This window comes from Peteryoungia algae (genome assembly GCF_030369675.1).
GTDB classification, from domain to species: Bacteria; Pseudomonadota; Alphaproteobacteria; order Rhizobiales; family Rhizobiaceae; genus Allorhizobium; species Allorhizobium algae.
This window is the reverse complement of the sequence record NZ_CP128477.1, coordinates 1,604,537-1,623,749: the sequence shown is the minus strand read 5'-3', so window position 1 is coordinate 1,623,749 and position 19,213 is coordinate 1,604,537. Positions and strand designations below refer to the sequence as shown.

13 protein-coding genes are annotated in these 19,213 nt (G+C 62.7%); 8 read left to right on the top strand and 5 right to left on the bottom strand.

Translation table 11 applies throughout. The features are described from left to right. The first annotated feature begins 4 nt into the window (after positions 1-4). On the top strand, positions 5-2,251 hold the full coding sequence (locus tag QTL56_RS07965) for a TonB-dependent hemoglobin/transferrin/lactoferrin family receptor (protein ID WP_245136354.1): 2,247 nt from the start codon (positions 5-7) through the stop codon (positions 2,249-2,251). A 59-nt stretch (positions 2,252-2,310) separates the two neighbouring features. On the opposite strand, the gene QTL56_RS07960 is transcribed toward QTL56_RS07965, so the two are convergent. After that, positions 2,311-3,297 (bottom strand): extensin-like domain-containing protein, encoded by a 987-nt coding sequence (locus QTL56_RS07960; protein WP_245136355.1) that lies wholly within the window; start codon positions 3,295-3,297, stop codon positions 2,311-2,313. A 289-nt stretch (positions 3,298-3,586) separates the two neighbouring features. On the opposite strand from QTL56_RS07960, the gene QTL56_RS07955 reads away from it, so the two are divergent. The 3 genes from QTL56_RS07955 to queF all read left to right on the top strand — a co-directional run bounded on the left by QTL56_RS07955 (position 3,587) and on the right by queF (position 7,431). Further along, a complete protein-coding gene (locus QTL56_RS07955) occupies positions 3,587-5,770 on the top strand; it encodes an anthranilate synthase (RefSeq protein WP_229574207.1) in 2,184 nt (727 codons plus the stop codon). 270 nt (positions 5,771-6,040) lie between these two features. Next, a complete protein-coding gene (locus QTL56_RS07950; RefSeq protein ID WP_245136356.1) occupies positions 6,041-6,943 on the top strand; it encodes a cation diffusion facilitator family transporter in 903 nt (300 codons plus the stop codon). A 23-nt stretch (positions 6,944-6,966) separates the two neighbouring features. Beyond that, a complete protein-coding gene (queF, locus tag QTL56_RS07945; protein WP_245136357.1) occupies positions 6,967-7,431 on the top strand; it encodes a preQ(1) synthase in 465 nt (154 codons plus the stop codon). A 78-nt stretch (positions 7,432-7,509) separates the two neighbouring features. Here queF and QTL56_RS07940 read toward each other — a convergent pair whose 3' ends face one another. Further along, positions 7,510-8,082, bottom strand: a complete 573-nt coding sequence (locus QTL56_RS07940) for a HupE/UreJ family protein (RefSeq protein ID WP_245136358.1) — start codon at positions 8,080-8,082, stop codon at positions 7,510-7,512. A gap of 226 nt (positions 8,083-8,308) precedes the next feature. Then, positions 8,309-8,812 (bottom strand): hypothetical protein, encoded by a 504-nt coding sequence (locus QTL56_RS07935; RefSeq protein WP_245136359.1) that lies wholly within the window; start codon positions 8,810-8,812, stop codon positions 8,309-8,311. 205 nt (positions 8,813-9,017) lie between these two features. Between QTL56_RS07935 and QTL56_RS07930 the strand changes: the two genes are divergently transcribed. Both QTL56_RS07930 and QTL56_RS07925 read left to right on the top strand, forming a co-directional pair. Further along, positions 9,018-10,376 (top strand): chloride channel protein, encoded by a 1,359-nt coding sequence (locus QTL56_RS07930; RefSeq protein WP_245136360.1) that lies wholly within the window; start codon positions 9,018-9,020, stop codon positions 10,374-10,376. Positions 10,377-10,487: 111 nt separating this feature from the next. After that, positions 10,488-11,951 carry a protein adenylyltransferase SelO gene (locus QTL56_RS07925; RefSeq protein ID WP_245136361.1) on the top strand — a complete coding sequence of 488 codons (1,464 nt, stop codon included), beginning with the start codon at positions 10,488-10,490 and terminating at the stop codon, positions 11,949-11,951. Positions 11,952-12,005: 54 nt separating this feature from the next. On the opposite strand, the gene QTL56_RS07920 is transcribed toward QTL56_RS07925, so the two are convergent. Both QTL56_RS07920 and QTL56_RS07915 read right to left on the bottom strand, forming a co-directional pair. Beyond that, on the bottom strand, positions 12,006-14,021 hold the full coding sequence (locus tag QTL56_RS07920) for a methyl-accepting chemotaxis protein (protein WP_245136362.1): 2,016 nt from the start codon (positions 14,019-14,021) through the stop codon (positions 12,006-12,008). Between the two features lie 441 nt (positions 14,022-14,462). Beyond that, positions 14,463-14,993: a DUF992 domain-containing protein gene (locus QTL56_RS07915; protein ID WP_229574192.1), complete on the bottom strand. Its 531-nt coding sequence runs from the start codon at positions 14,991-14,993 to the stop codon at positions 14,463-14,465. 246 nt (positions 14,994-15,239) lie between these two features. Here QTL56_RS07915 and QTL56_RS07910 point away from each other — a divergent pair, with 246 nt between their 5' ends. Together QTL56_RS07910 and QTL56_RS07905 are read left to right on the top strand one after the other, a co-directional pair. Beyond that, positions 15,240-15,677, top strand: coding sequence for a pyridoxamine 5'-phosphate oxidase family protein (locus tag QTL56_RS07910; RefSeq protein WP_245136363.1), 438 nt, complete (start codon positions 15,240-15,242; stop codon positions 15,675-15,677). 234 nt (positions 15,678-15,911) lie between these two features. Beyond that, positions 15,912-18,473, top strand: coding sequence for a GcvT family protein (locus QTL56_RS07905; protein WP_245136364.1), 2,562 nt, complete (start codon positions 15,912-15,914; stop codon positions 18,471-18,473). Positions 18,474-19,213: the final 740 nt, after the last annotated feature.

The following is a 19,213-nucleotide window of genomic DNA, read 5'->3' as shown; positions in this document are numbered from 1 at the left end:
TCGCATGGGCTCCCGGCCTCTCCGCCCCCTCCTGCTCGCTTGCACAGCGCTCGTGGCAGTCTCCGCCATTCTCCCCGCACATGCCCAGGACGCCACGACGGCAAGCCAGGACGAGACGCAGTTGGAGACGATCGTGGTCAAGGGCAAACGCGTTCCGGCCGGATCGGTGGCGGATACGCCGCTGGCGACCCAGACGACGGCCGAGGAACTGCGCAGGAAGGAAGTGAACTCCGTTTCCGATCTCAAGCAGATCGATACCGGTGTCCAGTACTCGTCGACGGACAAGGGCTTCGTCATCCGTGGGATGGATGGCAACCGCGTCACCACACTGGTTGATGGTATTCCGATCCCCTATCTGTCGAATTCCGCCCGCGCTGGTGGACCCTCCACCTCGACCAATGCGAATGGCGGGGCAACGACATTTTCCTTCAATGCCCTATCCTCGGTCGATATCGTGAAGGGTGCGGATTCGAGCCGTGCTGGCTCGGGCGCTCTGGGTGGCGCGGTGGTCCTGCGCACGCTGGAACCGGAAGACCTCATCCGCGAGGGCCGCAACTGGGGTGCGATTGCCAAATCCACCTATGACAGCTCCAACCGCTCGCTCGGTGGAAGCCTGGCGGTTGCCGGCCGCTCCGGAAATACGAGCGCCTTGTTGCAGGGAGGCTATACCAAGGGCCACGAAACGGAGAGCACCGGAGATGCCGGGGGCATCGGCTATCTCAGGAGCGAAGCCAATCCAGCCGACTTCACGGAACGCAACCTGTTGTTCAAGCTGCGCCAGGAACTGGAAGGTGGCCATCGAATCGGCGTCACCGCCGAGCACTACAATCGCGACCTGGACACCGACCTTGAAACGATTGCCGGGGGCACAACATCGTCGCGTGGCTACAACGGGCTCGTCGGCTTCGAGGATAGCCGGCGTGACCGTGTGTCGCTAGACTATGACTATGCCGGCACCGGGTTCTTCGACACCGTTCAGTCGACACTCTACTGGCAGAAGGTCCAGCGCGAGGCTGGCAATGAGGGGACGCGTCTCGCCAACCCGACCGGCTACTGGTACCGCAACAACGCGCTGGAGGAGGAATCCCTCGGCCTGAGCGGCGAGCTCGGCAAGGACTTCGACACCGGCGACCTGAACCACAAGCTCACCATCGCCGGCAGCTATTCCTATTTCTGGACGCAATCCTTCACCGATGGCATGGATGGCTGCATTGCCGGCACCTATGTCGGCGCCGCATGCAACTCGCTCCATGCCGACCAGTCCGACATGCCCGACGTCACCGGCAGCCGTCTGTCCGTCCGGGTCGATGACGAAATGCGCCTGCGCGACTCCGCCTTCTTCGTGACGCCAGGTCTGTCGTTCGACTGGTTCGACTACAATCCGAAGGCCAGCGATGGTTATGAAAGCAATCCCGGCTATGCGGGGCTTCCGGATGGGCGCAGCGGCAACCGCTTCTCGCCGAAACTGCTCGTCGGCTATGATGTCTCGCCGGATCTCCAGGTGTTCGGCCAGGTCTCGATGGCCTATCGCGCTCCGACCGTGGACGAGCTTTATCTGCTTTACACGGGCCAAGGCGGTCCCACGACCTATGCTGTCGCTGGCAATCCTGATCTCAAGGAGGAAACGGGCACAGGCTTCGAACTTGGTGCCGATTATGACAGCGGCGCAAGCAAGCTGCGCGTCGTCGGCTTCTACAACGATTACCGCAATTTCATCGACAGCCGTGATATCGGGCCGGTGGGGAGCTATTCCAGCTATACCGAATACTACAATCGAAGCCATGTGCGCATTGCGGGCGTCGAAATCGGCGGCGCCCATGAGTTCGCCAATGGCTTCCATGTCAGCGGCTCGCTTACCTATACAAGCGCGAAGGATGTGGACGAGGACGAATATGTTCGCACCGTCGTGCCTTTCCGCGCCATCACCGGCATCGGCTATAGTGCGGAGAGCTGGGGTGCTGACCTGACTGGCATTTTCGGCAGCGCCATGCGGGAAACCTCAACTGCCAATGTGTTCAATGCGCCGGGCTACGGAGTTGCCAACCTCACGGCCTGGTGGGAACCGAAGCAGGTCGAGGGCCTGCGTATCCAAGCTGGCATCTACAACATCTTTGACAAGCAGTATTGGGATGGCGTTGCCTATCGCGATCTGAGCACGTCGACACCGTCGAACTCCAATACCAACCAGCCGCTGGCCTTCTATTCCGAGCCCGGCCGGCACTTCAAGATCTCGATCACGAAGACCTTCTAAGCCAATGTCATAGTCCACCGCCTGCGGCGGCGTCCAACGGGGGGCGCCGCTTTTTTCGTTTACCGGCAATACCGGAACCCGCTCTTCCGCTCGATCACGTCCAGATGCATGTGATCCTGATGCGTCGCGTCGCTGCCCGGCGAAAGCACGGTGGTGAAATACAGGCAGGCAATGGCGTTGAAGGCGCGCTGGAAGGCGGCCTCCGCCGTGCCGTCGTCCTGGCGCGCGATCAGGACAGGCATTTCCTCGTCGCCGAAGCGCAGGGCCGCGATGTCGATTGCATTTCCATAGGCATGTTCGGAGACCTTGCCTGTCTCTGCGCCGTTGCGATTGCGGCAGACATAGCCCGAAGCATGGCGGATGCCGGTGAGGGCCTTTTTGTCGGGAAAGGCGGCTTCTGCTGCGGGTTTCAGCATGTCCCGGGTCATGCGTGCGAGCTGCAGGGCGGTCTCGCAGCGGAGGGTGGCCTCCGGCTCGAGGGTGACGTCGGGCAGAAGCGTCTTCAGGACGATGGGGGCGGCCATGCCGCAACCGGTGTCGCCGTCGATGGCGGGTTGGGTCTCGAAGCTTGCGCCGATGGCGCGCAGATCGGCAAGGCAGGCAGCCAGCGCCTCCGGTTCCTCAGCCGGCGGCGGCGGGTCGGCAGGCACGGTCTGCTTTGCCGGTTCCGCGTCGGTTGCCTTGCCATCACCCGGTGCGTCATCCTTGGCCACACCCCCGGTTTCAAGCGGGGCCTCCTGGTGCTGCGGGTCTGCGGTGGGCCCGGTATCCGTCGCCTCGGCTGCGCTGGAAGGCGCTTCAGGCTCTTCCCTCGTGGTACTTTGTTTCGCCACAGGCGGTGTCGGCTTGTTCTGCGGGATGGCAATACCCGCCGCGGCCCTGCCTGCAGTGCCTTGCGAAGACATGACCGTGTTCGTCTCTGGGGCCGGCGCGGTCACTGCCGGGCGTGATTTCGGCAATGGCCCGCGCAGGGGAAGTGTCAGCCCTGTCGCAATCGGCCAGGCGAGAAGCAGGCCGATGGCCATCGGCAATTTCATCTTCTTCATCTCGCCTCCATCTCTCCGGTCCCCCTGATCGATAAGCCGCGAACGGTCGAAAAGTTCATGACGCGTGCCGGGCAAAACGCCCTTGCTAAGGCGCGGCCTGCGCGTTATGCATTTCGCCATGAAGATCGCATCGAAGAACATTGCTTGGTGGTGGGCACGCTGACGCGGCCTTGACCAGTCATGTCTTTTTGACGATTGACCCCAAAGCCGCCCGGAAACACTTCTGAGGCGGCTTTTTTGTATTCAAGGCGCCCCGGAGACGGGCCTTGAAGAATGGAGAAGGACAGACATGTCGACGATTTTGCAGGAAGACGGCTCGGAAGCCTATCAGACGCGCGGCGGTGTGACCGTCACGCGCAGGCGTCGGCCGACATCCTATGCCGACGCGATCTCCAGCTATGTCGACAAGCTCGACGAGCGGCGCGGCGCGGTCTTCTCGTCCAATTATGAATATCCCGGCCGCTATACCCGCTGGGACACGGCGATCGTCGATCCGCCGCTCGGCATTTCCTCCTTCGGTCGCAAGGTCTGGATCGAGGCCTATAACGGCCGCGGCGAGGCACTGCTCACCATGATCGCCGAGGCCTTGGCCTCCGTCGAGGACCTTGCGCTGGGCGAACAGACCGCCACGCGTCTCGATCTCGACGTCAAGCTTCCCTCGCGCGTCTTCACCGAAGAAGAACGCTCGAAGATGCCGACGGTCTTCACGGTGTTGCGCGCCGTCACAGCACTGTTCCATTCGGAAGAAGATGCCGCCATCGGCCTGTTCGGCGCCTTCGGCTATGATCTCGCCTTCCAGTTCGACGCCATCGATCTGAAGCTTGCCCGTCCCGACGACCAGCGCGACATGGTCCTCTTCCTGCCCGACGAGATCCTCGTCGTCGATCATTACTCGGCCAAGGCCTGGATCGACCGTTACGACTTTACCAAGGGCGAGGTGACGACGGTCGGTCAATCGGAAGAGATCCAGGCTGAGCCCTTCCGGCATACCGACACAATCCCGCCGCGCGGCGATCATCGGCCCGGCGAATATGCCGATCTGGTCACCAAGGCCAAGGAGAGCTTTCGCAAGGGTGACCTGTTCGAAGTGGTTCCCGGCCAGAAGTTCATGGAGCGCTGTGACTCGAAGCCGTCGCAGATCTCCAAGCGGCTGAAGGAAATCAATCCGTCGCCCTATTCCTTCTTCATCAATCTCGGTCACCAGGAATATCTCGTCGGCGCCTCGCCGGAGATGTTCGTGCGCGTGAACGGCCGCCGCATCGAGACCTGCCCGATCTCGGGCACGATCAAGCGCGGGGCCGACCCGATCGAGGATTCGGCGCAGATCCTGAAGCTCTTGAACTCCAAGAAGGACGAGAGCGAACTCACCATGTGCTCCGACGTCGACCGCAACGACAAGTCTCGCGTCTGCGAGCCGGGTTCGGTCAAGGTCATCGGCCGCCGCCAGATCGAAATGTATTCGCGTCTTATCCATACGGTGGATCACATCGAAGGACGGCTGCGGGACGGCATGGACGCCTTTGACGGTTTCCTCAGCCACGCCTGGGCGGTCACGGTCACCGGCGCGCCCAAGCTCTGGGCCATGCGTTTCATCGAAAAGCACGAGAAGAGCCCGCGCGCCTGGTATGGCGGGGCAATCGGCATGGTCGGCTTCAACGGCGACATGAACACGGGCCTGACACTCAGAACCGTGCGCATCAAGGACGGCATCGCCGAAGTGCGCGCCGGAGCCACGCTTCTGAACGACAGCGACCCGCATGAGGAAGAAGCCGAAACCGAACTGAAGGCCTCCGCCATGATTGCTGCCATCCGCGACGCCACGTCCGACCAAAAATCCAAGCGCGGTGTTGCGAGCGTCGGCCAGGGCGTCAACATCCTGCTCGTTGATCACGAGGACAGCTTCGTCCACACGCTCGCCAACTATTTCCGCCAGACAGGCGCCACGGTGAACACCGTGCGAACGCCGGTGCCGGAGGAGATCTTCGACCGGCTCAATCCGGATCTCGTGGTGCTGTCGCCCGGCCCCGGTTCACCGGCAGATTTCGACTGCAAGGCAACGATCAAGAAGGCCCGCGCCCGTGAGCTTCCGATCTTCGGCGTTTGCCTCGGCCTTCAGGCGCTGGCGGAAGCCTATGGCGGGGAGTTGCGCCAGCTCGCCGTTCCCATGCACGGCAAGCCGTCGCGCATCCGCGTGCTCGAAGCTGGCCTCGTCTTCGAGGGCTTGGGCAAGGAAGTGACCGTCGGCCGTTACCACTCGATCTTCGCCGACCCTTCGACCTTGCCGCGTGATTTCATCATCACGGCGGAAAGCGAGGACGGGACGGTCATGGGCATCGAACACGCGAAGGAACCGGTTGCCGCCGTCCAGTTCCACCCGGAATCGATCATGACACTTGGCGGTGACGCCGGCATGCGGATGATCGAAAACGTCGTGGAGAAGCTGGCGAAGCGGAAGAAGGTCAAGGCGGCCTGAGGGTCAAGAATACGGACGTGGCTGGTCGGCGCAGGTGACGTCAGGACCGTGGACGGCACGGATCTGCATGGCTGACTGCGATCCGACCGGGACTTCCTGGGATCTGACGGGCATGCGCACCTGTGCACACACCCATATCCCGCCTTGACCTCGCCTCATCCCTTCGCCATTACACTGCCGACATCCAACCGAACCGCCCGCATTGCCGGGCGGTTTTGTCGTTTCTGGAATTGCGTCTGCAATTCACTCGCATCTGCAGGGAAGAAGGCCATGGCGGCTGATGAGAACAATCTGGTTCGGCGGATTGCCTTCTGGGGCATCCCGCTCGCCTTCGGTGTCATGGGGCTCAAGCTTCTCGCCTGGTGGGTGACCGGATCGGTGGCGCTGCTCTCGGACGGACTGGAATCGACCGTCAACGTCATTGCTGCCTTCATCGCCTATTTCGTCATCCGCTATGCGCAAAAGCCGGCTGACGACGACCATCCCTACGGCCATCACAAGGCGGAGTATCTGTCGGCGGTCCTCGAGGGCGTGCTGATCGTGATCGCGGCACTTCTGATCATCCGCGAGGCGGTGCCGGCGCTGCAGAACCCCTCGCTGCCGGAAGCACCGGTCCTGGGGCTGGCGATCAACACGTTTGCAGCGGTCCTCAATGCCGCCTGGGCGACGCTCTTGATCCGGGTGGGGCGCAGCCATCGCTCGCCGGCGCTGTCGGCTGATGGCCAGCACATCATGTCCGATGTGGTCACCTCGATCGGCGTGATCATCGGCCTTCTGCTGGCCCTGGCGACGGGCTATGCCATCCTCGATCCGGTTCTCGCCATCCTGGTTGCCCTCAACATCATCTGGCAGGGCTGGAAGGTCATCGCGCAGTCGGTGGCCGGGCTGATGGATGTCGCTGTGTCGCCGCAGGAGGCGGAAGCAATTCGCCAGGCGATCAAGGAGAATTCGCAAGGCTCGCTCGGCGTGCACTATTTGCGCTCGCGCCGCGCCGGGGCTGCCACCTTCGTTGCCTTCGACCTCGTGGTGCCGGAAGGCATGACGGTGCGCGACGCTCATGTGATCTGCGATCGGCTGGAATTGGCCCTGCACAGGGCCTTGCCCGGCACGCGCGTCACCATTCACGTCGAGCCGGAGAACGAAATGGCGCATGGCGCCGGCGTCGAACTCTGAGACATGATGAAAGGACAAAATTCATGAGCAAGACCGATACGTCCGGGCTGACCCAGCTCGGCCAGTCCGTAGATGCCCCCACCAGCCCCGAAACAGCCGTTCTGGAGCGGGTACCGAATGGCAATGCCGGCACCGATTATGTCGTGCGCTTCACGGCGCCCGAATTCACCTCGCTCTGTCCGATGACCGGCCAGCCGGATTTCGCCCATATCGTCATCGACTACATTCCCGGTGACTGGCTGGTGGAATCGAAGTCGCTGAAACTCTTCCTCTTTGCCTTCCGCAATCACGGCGCCTTCCACGAGGACTGCTCGGTCTATATCGCCAAGCGCATCGTCGAACTGCTCGATCCGAAGTGGCTTCGCATCGGCGCCTACTGGTATCCGCGCGGCGGGATCCCGATCGACGTCTTCTGGCAGACGGGCGAGGCGCCCAAGGGTGTGTGGCTGCCGGAGCAGGGTGTGGCGACCTATCGCGGCCGCGGCTGAGACCGGATCCCCAAGACGTCGCGCACAGAAAAACGGCGGCCCGAGAGCCGCCGTTTGCAAGATCGAATGGAGGCTGGATCAGCCGAAGGCGATTGCGGCGCCGCCGACGACGGTGGCAAGGCCAAGCACGCGGGCAACCGTCGGGCCAAGCCGGGTGACGCCGAGGCCGAGGGCCACGCCAGCACCGTGCAGGGCGGCGGTTGCGACGAGGAAGCCGAGGCCGAAGGACAGCGCACCCGCGGAGCCGAGCTCGCCACCATGGGCATGGCCATGGAAGAGGGCGAACATGCCGACAACGGCAGCAGAGGCTGCGACCGGCAGACGGACGGCGGCAGCCACCAGCAGACCGAGACCGATCACGGAAGCGAGGATTGCCGGCTCGACGAAGGGCAGGGATACGCCGGCGACAGACAGGCCAAAGCCGACGGCCATCATCGAGACGAAGGCTGCTGGCACGGCCCAGAACGCGCGACCGCCGATCTGGCTTGCCCAGATACCCACGGCGACCATGGCCAGGATGTGGTCGGCGCCGAAGAGCGGATGCGAAATGCCGGCCATCAGCGAGCCGTGGGCTGCCGGATCAAGATGGGCAAAGGCTGGGCTTGCTGCCATCGTCATCAGGGCAGCGGTGAATGAAAGGCGCTTCAACATGTCTTATTCGTCCCTCTATTTGGTCAACTCAAGGCGGCCGGAATTCGGTCCCGCCAATCGTCCCCTTAAACCATTGCTCAACCTAACGTAACCCGTCCGCGGATGTCCACGGGAAAGCTTGGGATCAGCCTATGCCGAATGGCCTGAATGGGTGATGGTGTCAGCGGCAGGCCATGACGCGGAAAGGACAGGGCACAGGAGAGTGGCACCCGTCACTTTTCTTCGTTCATTGTTTCTCCACACCGAGAATTTCCGCGCAGCGGGACAGGCTCAAGCCGTTGCCGGTGGTGTCGTTGCTGGCGCGGATCGTGGAAATCACCCCGCCCTTGTCCGTGTTGATCTGCAATTCGCAGAACAGCTGCTCGTAGCGTCCGGGCGTGATCAGTTCCGGCTCCCAGAAGGGGTCGCGGGTGATCACGCGGGTCTGGGTGACGGTCTGGCCCGAGCCGTCCTGGCGGGTTTCGGTGCGCACGATGGTGCGGGCCGGTTCGTATCGGGTGTAGACGGGTGGGATGTATCGCGTCTTGTCGCCGCCGCGCCAGGTGTAGATCTTGCCCGAAGAGAGCGGGTACTCATCGATCGGCGGGCCATAGGCTGCAAAGAAGCGCTCGACGGGCTGGCCGATCCAGCGGGACTGCAGCGCTCGGTTGGCGTCTTCGGTCGTCGTGCACCCTGAAACGACGCTCGCGCCCAGGATCAGGACTGCGGCAAGAGCGCTGTGAATTCGCATGGACTTCCTCGAGGGGTTCGATTGCGCCGATCCTAGCCTGCAGCCCCGCTGCGCCGCAAGTGACCCGGACCAGTGTCCCGGGCCGAATCGCCACAGGTGGCACGCGCCGTGTTCTTTCCTTTCCTGCAAAAAGGCGGTCGGTGCTTGCGTCTCGCGGTCAGGGGGTCGATAAGCGGCCTCGATCGGATTGGCACCGGTGGAGAAGATGCAGAAATCCTACAGCAAGTCGAAGCTCGTCCGGCGGTCGAGGGTGTTTCGCGGGTCGCTCGGACTCTGGCGGCCGCGTCTGGTGTTCTGGACAGGTGCTATCGCCATCGGCGTCACCAGCGTGGGCTTTGCCTGGATCGCGGATTTTGCACAGGAAACCTTCCAGCATATGACCGTGGCAGGCGAGTGGAATTTCCTGCTGCCGCTTCTGGTCACTCCACTCGGCTTCATCGCGTGCTCCTGGCTTGCCATGACCTATTTCCCCAACTCCCAGGGCAGCGGCATTCCGCAGGCGATCGCCGCCCGGCATCTGAACGAGGACGAGGACCGTGCGCGTCTCCTGTCTCTCAAGATTGCCGTCGGCAAGATCGCTCTGACGACGCTCGGCCTCTTCACCGGGGCTTCGATCGGGCGCGAGGGGCCGACCGTGCAGGTTGGCGCTTCCTTCATGCTGGCGGCTGCCCGTTTCGGGGGTATGGCCCAGGCGCGGGGGCTGATCCTTGCTGGATCCGCCGCCGGGATCGCTGCAGCCTTCAACACGCCACTTGCCGGCATCGTCTTTGCCATCGAGGAGATGAGCCGTGCCTATGAGAGCCGGGCCAACGGCATCGTGCTGACGGCGGTCATCCTGTCAGGCCTTGCAGCGCTCGGCCTTGCCGGCAGCTATCATTATTTTGGCTCGACCTCGGCCGTGCCCGTCTCGGTGCGTGACTGGGCGCTCGTGCCGATCTGCGGCATTGGCGGCGGTGCGCTGGGCGCCGTCTTCAGCGGATTGGCGCTCCATCTGGGCTTGCGGATCCGCCGCTGGGCGCAGCCGGCGCCTGTCAAGCGCATGGTGCTGTTCGCCGGTGCATGCGGGCTCGGGGTGGCGCTGATCGGGGTAATCTCGGGTGGCACCACCTTCGGCACCAGCTATGAGCAGGCGCGCGGCGCACTGGCCGGGGAGCCGACGTCGCTGATCTTCTTCATCGAGAAGTTTGCAGCCAGCTTCCTCTCCATGATCTCCGGCATTCCCGGCGGGATTTTCGCCCCGTCATTGTCGATCGGCGCCGGCTTCGGCAGCACGATCGGGCAAATCATGGGAACGAGTGTCGCACTCGGTGCGGTGCTCGGCATGGCCGGTTATTTTGCCGGTGTCGTGCAGGCGCCGATGACCGCCTTCGTGATCATCCTGGAAATGACGGGCAACAACCACGCCGTCCTGCCGATCATGGCGGTGTCGATGATCGGTTACGTCACCTCGCGCCTGTTGTCACCGGAGCCGCTCTACCACGGCCTGTCGCGCAATTTCGTTGCCGCCGCCATCCGCGCGCGCCGGGCGGATCATCGCCATGGCGAAGAGGCGCTACCGCGCTGACACTCCCAAGGCTTGGCCGGAGACAAACTTGTCCCCTGCGCAGCGCCTCCCCATATTGGAGTGACAGATCGAAACACATGTCCGGCGTCATGCCGCACAGGGAGTGTCTACTTGTTTTCCTTCGACAACAGCTATGCCCGCCTGCCGCAGACCTTCCACCGGCCGGCCAGACCCGCCGCCGCCCGTGCACCGAAACTGATCCGCTTCAATCAGGCGCTGGCCGAGGAGCTCGGGCTCGATCTGGAAGGGGCCGACGAGGCGCGGCTTGCACAATTGCTCGGTGGGCAGGTTATCCCTGTCGGCGCCGAGCCATTGGCGCAGGCCTATGCCGGGCATCAGTTTGGACATTTCAATCCGCAGCTCGGCGACGGGCGCGCGCTCCTGCTCGGGGAAGTCATCGATCGCCGGGGCCAGCGCCGCGACATCCAGCTGAAGGGCTCTGGCCCCACCGCCTTTTCGCGCAATGGTGACGGTATGGCGGCGCTTGGGCCAGTCTTGCGCGAATACATCGTCTCGGAAGCCTTTGCCGCGCTCGGGGTTCCCGCGACGCGCGCGCTTGCGGCTGTCGCGACCGGCGAACAGGTCATGCGCGAGACGATCATGCCGGGCGCTGTGTTAACCCGGGTCGCTGCCAGCCATGTCCGCGTCGGCACCTTCCAGTTCTTTGCCGCCCAAGGCGACGAGCAGGCCGTGCAAACGCTGGCCGAACATGTCATCGACCGGCACTATCCGGAGGCCCGCAAAGCCGAAAATCCCTATCTCGCCATGCTCACCATGGTCGCGGAACAGCAGGCCAGGCTCGTTGCGCGATGGCTGTCGATCGGCTTCATCCACGGCGTGATGAACACCGACAACATGGCGATCTCGGGCGAATCCATCGATTTCGGCCCTTGCGCCTTCCTCGACGAATATGATCCGCGCAAAGTCTTTTCCTCGATCGACCAGCGCGGCCGTTATGCCTATGCCAACCAGCCCGGTATCGGCCAGTGGAACATCGCCCGGTTTGCCGAATGCCTGCTGCCGCTGCTCGATGCGGACGAAGACGTGGCGATCGAAGCGGCGAACGGTGTGCTGAAGGCCTTCGGCGATGTCTTCCAGGAGGCGTGGCTCGATCTCTTCAAGGCCAAGCTCGGCGTGACGGGCGAGGGCGCTGACGACATTGGCCTGGTGACCGATTTCCTCGAACTCCTGCATCAGGGCGAGGCGGATTTCACGCTGGCCTTCCGCACCCTCTCCAAGGTCGCTGGCGGCGCCGGGGACGAGACGCTGGTTGATCTCTTCACGGCGTCACCGCCGGGTCTGTCCGGCTGGCTCACGCGCTGGCGCGCCCGTCTCGATGATGGCCGTTCGGACGCCGAGCGGCAGGCGGCGATGGAGGCTATCAATCCGGCACTCATTGCCCGCAACCACCGGATCGAGGAGGCGATTGCCGCGGCCATTTACGGCGACTACTCCTTCTTTCACCGACTGGTCGATGCGCTGGCGACACCCTACGCCGAAGATCCCGATACGGCCGATCTCCGGCTGCCGCCGACGCCGGATGAGCGGGTGACACGGACCTTCTGCGGGACGTGACCTTGCCGGAGTATTGCCCCGGCAAGGTCTGATCGGCTGCAAGAGGTCTTCGGCTCAGAACTCCTGCCAGTCTTTCGAAGTGTCGATCGCAGCATTGCCCCTGCCAGAAAATGCCGTGGCAATTCTGTTGCCAAGGCGCTGCACGGGGGAGGGGCTGTGTCCCCTGGACGACTTGTGGTTGCCGCTCGCCGGTGCAGGGGCGAGGGGACGCGGCGCGTTTGCCTGTCTGTACTGGTTGGCATCAGAGCCATGTCCGAGTTTGAACCGTACAACGACGCCGTCCAGCGATTGGGCTTCGTCGCTCAGGGCGCGACAGGCGGCCGTCGTCTGCTCTGCCATTGCCGCATTTTCCTGGGTCACGCGGTCCATCTGGTTGACCGAACTGTTGATCTCGGAAATGGCGATCGACTGTTCTTTCGACGCCGTGACGATTTCGCCGATCAGATCCGTGACCTTGAGAACCTGTCCCTCGATCTCGATCAAGGCCGTGCCGGTCTGGTTGACGAGGGACACACCATTCGAGACATGCGATGACGATGTCGTCACGAGCGTCTTGATCTCCTTCGCGGCAGATGCCGATCGCTGTGCCAGTTCGCGCACTTCCTGGGCAACCACGGCAAAGCCCTTGCCGGCGTCACCTGCGCGGGCGGCCTCGACGCCTGCGTTCAGCGCCAGCAGATTGGTCTGGAAGGCGATCTCGTCGATGACATTGATGATCTGGCCGATCTGGTTCGACGAATTGGCAATTTCGTCCATTGCGGCGATCGCGTCCTTGACGACGATAGCGGATCTTTCGGCTCCACTGCGTGTGGCTGCCATCATGGAATTGGCTTCGTTCGCGCGTTCTGTCGCGTTCTTGACCGTCGCCGTGACCTCGTCCAGCGCAGCGGCGGTCTGCTCGATCGTTGCAGCCTGCTGTTCGGTTCGCTTCGACAGGTTTTCTGTCGCATTCGTCATTTCCGCCGCGCCATTGCGGACCACGGAGGTCGAGGACGCGATTTCGCCCAGGGAGCCGGCCAGGGTCTCGAGGCTGGTGTTGAAACCGACGCGGAGATTTTCATAGGCGTCGGTGAAGGGTTCGGCAATTCTGAAAGCCAGGTTGCCCGCAGCAAGTTCGGTCAGGCCCTCGTTGAGGCGGCCGATGACCATCTGCCGGTTCTGGTCTTCAGCCATCTTCTCTGCGGCAATCGCCTGCTCGCGTGCGATCTCCTGCTCGCGCGCGGCTTCCCGCTGCTCGCGGTTCTGATTGCGCTCGATGGCATTGGCCCTGAAGACCGAGACCGAGTTCGCTATGGCTCCGATTTCGTCGGTTCGTGTCACGTAGGGGACGTCCTGGGAATAGTCGCCCCCGGCCAGATGGCCCATATATCCCTCGATCGCGCGCAGCGGGGCCAGCGCCTTGCGATTGAGATAATAGGACAGAACGGCACCGCTGAGCAGGCCCAGGGCCATCAGGGCTTTCATGACCATGCTCAGGGTATAGGCTTGCGATTCCATCGTCTGGAAATTGACTTCGGCATTTTTCGCTGCGGTCTCAACGATGCCGTCCACCAGCACATCCGTCGCATCGACCTCGGACTGAAGAACGTCGGCGATGCCGTCAAATTCGCCCATCATCTGGTTGCCGGCTTCGGGGCCACCGGCGACATATTTTTCCGCCATGCGCCGACCCGCGTCGTAAAACGCCAGATATCCGGTTTCCACCTTGCCGATCTGGTTTGCCATTGCCGGTTCGCCGAGTTCGGTTGCCAGCAATTTCAACTGCTGGACCTTTTCGCGCAGCGCCGTCGCCGAAGCCTCGGCCAGCTGGAACCCGTCATCGAGGCCGTCCTTGCCCTGCGTTGCCGAGACGTCGGTCAGCGATTCCTGGGTGCTGACAATGTCGAGTTCGATGCCCTTCTGCAGCCTCACCAATTGCAGGACCCGGCCGCTCAGGCTTCTCTCGGAACTGAAAATTTCCATGCCTGCCTGCAACTGCCTCTCCGTCAGATAGTCGGAAAGTCCGAGTGCGCCGGCAGCGATCGTGGAAAGGGACATGATGCCGATGGGAATGAGCATGCGCAGTTTCATGGAAGTCGCTTTCCGTTTCGCAGGGGGACAGACCCAGCAAAGAGCGGGTCTTTGCCGTTTCGGGTGATGATTGATGATTGGTACGTGTGGTACGTTGATCGGGTCGGAGGTCGCTGTCCCGTCCAGCGGGCTCAAAGGTCGACGCGCTGAAGCGCTTAGCTGCTCTCCCCAACATTTCTCCCCCTGATTTCTAATGGTGAATCCCAAAGGAAATCTTAACCGGCGGCTGGTCGTGACCCATTCGCCCGGACAACGGGCAATTGCCTCCTCGCTTGCCGGCATGGGTGTGGTGGCAAGGAAATGACGGCCAAGTGTGGCGCCGTCCTGCTGTCGCGCGACTGAACCCGAACTGGCAGCCCGCCTTGTGTTCTTCCTCCGTCGCGTATGCAAAAAAGGCGCCCCTTGCGAGGCGCCTTTTTCATATCCGAATGCTGATGCCGATCAGATTGCGGGCTGCAGCGTCATCGAGGTGCCGGTGGCGGCGATGTTCAGGCCGATCTGGCCGGACACGCTGACCGGCTGCAGGTGGATCGAGCCTGCCGTGCCGCCGAAGAGGACATTGGCGCCGATGCCGGCACCGATGGTCGCTTCGGCAGTCGCACCGCCATAGAGGCCGCCGAGCGAGCCCTTGTGGTAACCGGCGGTCGGGGCAAAGACGGCCCAGACGACGCGGCTGCGGGTGGTGAAGCCAAGGTCGACGCCGAGCTTCTTGATCGAACCTGTGTAGGTGTCGAGCGGCTCGCCGTCGATGACCGAGGTGAAGGCGCAGTCTGCCGTCTTGGCAGAGCCCAGCACGTAGCCAAGGCCACCGCCGATCTGGCAATCCAGATAGCCGATGCGCACACCGCCGACGCGGTCACTTTCGATGGCTATGGGCGCCGGGGCGGCACCGGTCATGTCGGCCGCTGCGGTGATGCCGGCGGTCGTCAGGACGGGCAGGGCGGCGAGGCTCAGGGTGAGCAGTGTCTTCATGGCAATTCTCCTTCCATGTTCGGCTGCCCGCGGGGAGGGTGGCCGTTTTCGGCTTCTCGGGCAGCGTGGAACAACGCCTAGCGGCAAAGATTGATCCAACTGAGGCTGAAGATAGGCGGCAAGAAGGCGATCCACCGGCTTATCGGCCTATCGGGGCCGCTTGCTGCATCGGCGCTTCGACGCGGCTTTCCGGAACAAATGTGACAGCCGGCGCTTGTCTGGGACACCCCAGCCGGAGACTGAGCCATGACATTGACCCTTCCCGAACTCGCCAAGAAGATGCAGAAGATCGATTTCTGCATGATGCTCACCAAATCCGAATTCGGCGCCATCGCCAGCCGGCCGATGAGCAACAATGGCGATGTCGATTATGACGGCGACAGCTTCTTCTTTTCCTATACCGACACCCGCAAGATCCGTGAACTGACGGCAGACCCGACCGTGTCGCTGACCCTGACCGCGCCGCCAAGCCTGCTCGGCAAGCCCGGCATCTTCGTCGCCGTCGAGGGCCGCGCCAGCCTCATTGCGGACAAGGCCGTCTTCGAGGCCCACTGGACCTCGGATCTCGATCGCTGGTTCCCTGAAGGTATCGACACACCCGGCCTTGTGCTGATCAAGGTGCATGCCGACACGATCCAGTATTGGGATGGCGAGGACAATGGCGTGATCCGCATCAGACCCTGACCAGGTGATGACCGCAAGGGCGCCGCATGAAGGGCGTCGGCCATCGCCGCCGCCCTTTCTCGTTCTCGATGCGACACTGATACCCGGTCTCTCGCCGCGATCCGGCGGATGAGGGCGTGGACAAGTGGTCGTGGGTCTCTTGCAGAATGTCGCAGACAGGCTGCAAATGCCCCGGCGGGGCTTTTAAGATCGACGCCACATCATCCACTCCCAGACATCAGGGTTCACAAGGCTATGGCAGAGTTTCCGACCAAGGCGAAAGTCGTCATCATCGGTCTAGGCGGCATCGTCGGCGCGTCGATCGCCCATCATCTCATCGAGCGCGGCTGGGACGATATCGTCGGCATCGACAAGTCGGGCATCCCGACCGACATCGGCTCCACCGCCCATGCCTCGGACTTCTGCTACACCACGTCCCACGATTATCTCTCGGTCTGGACCACGCAGTATTCCATCGATTTCTTCGAGAAGATGGGCCACTACGCCCGCATCGGCGGTCTCGAAGTCGCCCGATCGGGCGACGACACCTGGATGGAAGAGATCAAGCGCAAGCTCTCGTCTGCCCGCGCCTTCGGCACCCGCGCGCATTATGTGTCGCCCGCCGAAATCAAGGCGCTCTTCCCGCTGATCGAGGAAGATCAGGTCATGGGCGGCATGTTCGATCCCGATGCAGGTCTTGTCATTCCGCGCTCCCAGACCGTGGCCGGCAAGCTCGTCGATGCCGCTGAAAAGTCTGGCAAGCTCACCATGTTCGGCAATACGCTGGCCCAGTCGCTGATCGTCGAGGGTGGCCGCATCAAGGGCGTCGTCACCCATCGCGGCACGATCATGGCCGATCACGTCGTGGTCTGCGCCGGCCTCTGGGGCCGCCTGATTGCCGAAATGGTGGGCGAAGACCTGCCCGTCATGCCGGTCGACCACCCGCTCACCTTCTTCGGTCCCTATAACGAGTTCGAAGGCACCGGCAAGGATATCGGCTATCCGCTGCTGCGCGACCAGGGCAATTCGGCTTACATGCGCGACACCGGCGACCCGAAAACGTCAGAAGGCGGCCAGATCGAGTGGGGCTACTATGAGACCACCCATCCGCGCATGTGCCATCCGCGCGAACTGCTCGAAAAGCACGAGGCGCGGCTGTCGCCCTCGCAGCGCGATCTCGACATGGAGCAGATCCTCGAGCCGCTCGAAAAGGCCATGGAACTCACTCCGATCCTCGGCGAGCTCGGCTATAACGAAAGCCATAGCTTCAACGGCCTTCTCCAAGTGTCCGCTGCCGGCGGCCCGTCCTGTGGCGAAAGCCAGAAGGTGCGGGGCCTCTGGTATTGCGTCGCCATCTGGGTCAAGGACGGCCCCGGCTATGGCAAGCTGATCGCCGACTGGATGACCGACGGCCGCACCGAAATCGACCACAACTCGATTGACTACTCGCGCTTCTACCCGCACCAGCTGACCGAAGACTTCATCGCCGGCCGTTGCTACGAGGCCGCCCAGAAGATCTATTTCCCGGCCGTGCACACCCGCGAACCCTATGCCTCCGGTCGCGGCGCCAAGCGCTCGCCGATGTATGAACGCGAAGTCGAGCTCGGCGGTCACTTCATGGAACTCGGCGGCTGGGAGCGTGCGCATGGCTACGCCGCCAACGAGCACCTGCTGGAGAAATACGGCGATCGCGTTCCGGTTCGTGAAAACGAATGGGATAACAGACATTTCTGGCGTGTTTCGAATGCCGAACATCTGGCGATGAGCGAGGATTGCGGCATCGTCAACCTTTCCCATTTCCACATGGTCGACATCGAAGGTCCTGATCATGTCGAGCTGCTCGAATGGCTCTGCGCTGCCAAGATCGGCGGCGACGCAAACATCGGCAAGGGCATATACACCCACTTCCTCGACGACGAGGGCATGGTGCGCGCCGACTTCACCGTCTTCCGGCTGGCCGACCGCTGCCGCCTGGTGAACGGCGCCGATGCCGGCCCGCGCGACTTCCACTACATGAAGCGCGTGGCGCAAGATCGCGGCCTCGACGTCACGATCACCGACGTCTCGGAAAAGTTCATCACGATCGGCATCTGGGGCCCGAACGCCCGCGAAAACCTGAAGAAGGTCGTTGCCGACCCGGCCGGCCTCGACATCGAGAACTTCCCCTTCGCCGCGATCAAGCCGATCGAAATCTCAGGCAAGCCGGTCACCGCCTTCCGCATTTCCTATGTCGGTGAGCAGGGCTGGGAGCTGCACATGAAATACGAAGACGGGCTTGCCGTCTGGGATGCGCTGCGTGCCACCGGCGTCATGGCCTTCGGTGTCGAGACTTATGCGAACTCGCGCCGCATGGAAAAGAGCCTGCGCCTGCAGAACGGCGATCTCCTGACCCAGTACAACCTGATCGAGGCGGATCTCGCCCGCCCGAAGGTCAAGGAAGCCGACTTCCGCGGCAAGGCCAAGCATCTCGAATACAAGGCCCGCGCCCAGCAGCCGGCCATGCTCTGCACGCTCGTGATGACCGACAATGTCGACAGCAAAGGCGTTGCCCGCTACCCCGTCGGCTCCATGCCGGTCGTCGACCCCGCAACCGGCGAAGTCCTGATCGACAGCCTCGGCCGTCGCTCCTACACGACGTCTGTTGCCTATGGCCCGACCATCGGCCGGAACATCGCGCTTGCCTATCTGCCGGCGGAATACTGCGAAGTGGGTCGGAAGCTCAATGTCGAGTATTTCGCCGAGAGCTTCCCGGTCGAGGTCGCGGCGGTGGGCTACAAGCCGCTTTATGATCCGGAGAATCTGAAGCCGCGCAGCTAAGGCTGCGCATCTGTTTCAGTGGGTTATGGACCCGTCGGTCGAAAGGCCGGCGGGTCTGTTTGTAGCTGGTCGTCTAGCAACTGTTGCGTCTCCGCTGGAAGGCGTTTCAAGTGTTTTCAAAGGCTCATGCGGAAGGCCCTGGGACTCAAGCATTCGGCCTTGCTGGTCGGGGGCAAAGACGGGCAACCCGGTTCCCACCTCCCCCATGTGGGGGAGGACGGAAAAATCGAAGGCTTGAGGACCGCGCAAGCCGCCTAAACTTCCAATTTGCCAAGAGAGGGGCAAGGTTCCGTCGGAACCAGCCTCACCGAGCCCCTCACCGCCAAATCTGAGGTTTGGCCCTTAACGGTTGCTCCTGAACGGCTTGTGTCTGGATCCTCGGGTCAAGCCCGAGGATGACGACTGTGGCGAGGGGTTGGTATTCTCCTCTCTTGCTCCGGCATGTTGCGACGTCTGCGGAGGATACAACGTTCCTCCCCGAACTCCGTCATCCTCGGGCTTGACCCGAGGATCATCCGCCCCTTCGGGGCACCTTTCCCCGCAGGCGGGGAGAAGGCCAAGATGGCCACCGCTTGCCCCTCCCTCTCCCCGCCTGCGGGGAGAGGGTAGGGTGAGGGGCAAGAACCGAGAATTCGGGGTAAGGAGCGGGCTCCAGCTTCTCCCAAGCGCATAAAAGAGGGCCGGCTGGCATGGAACATTTATTGACAGAATCCATTGTTCCATCAGTCGAATAATGATGG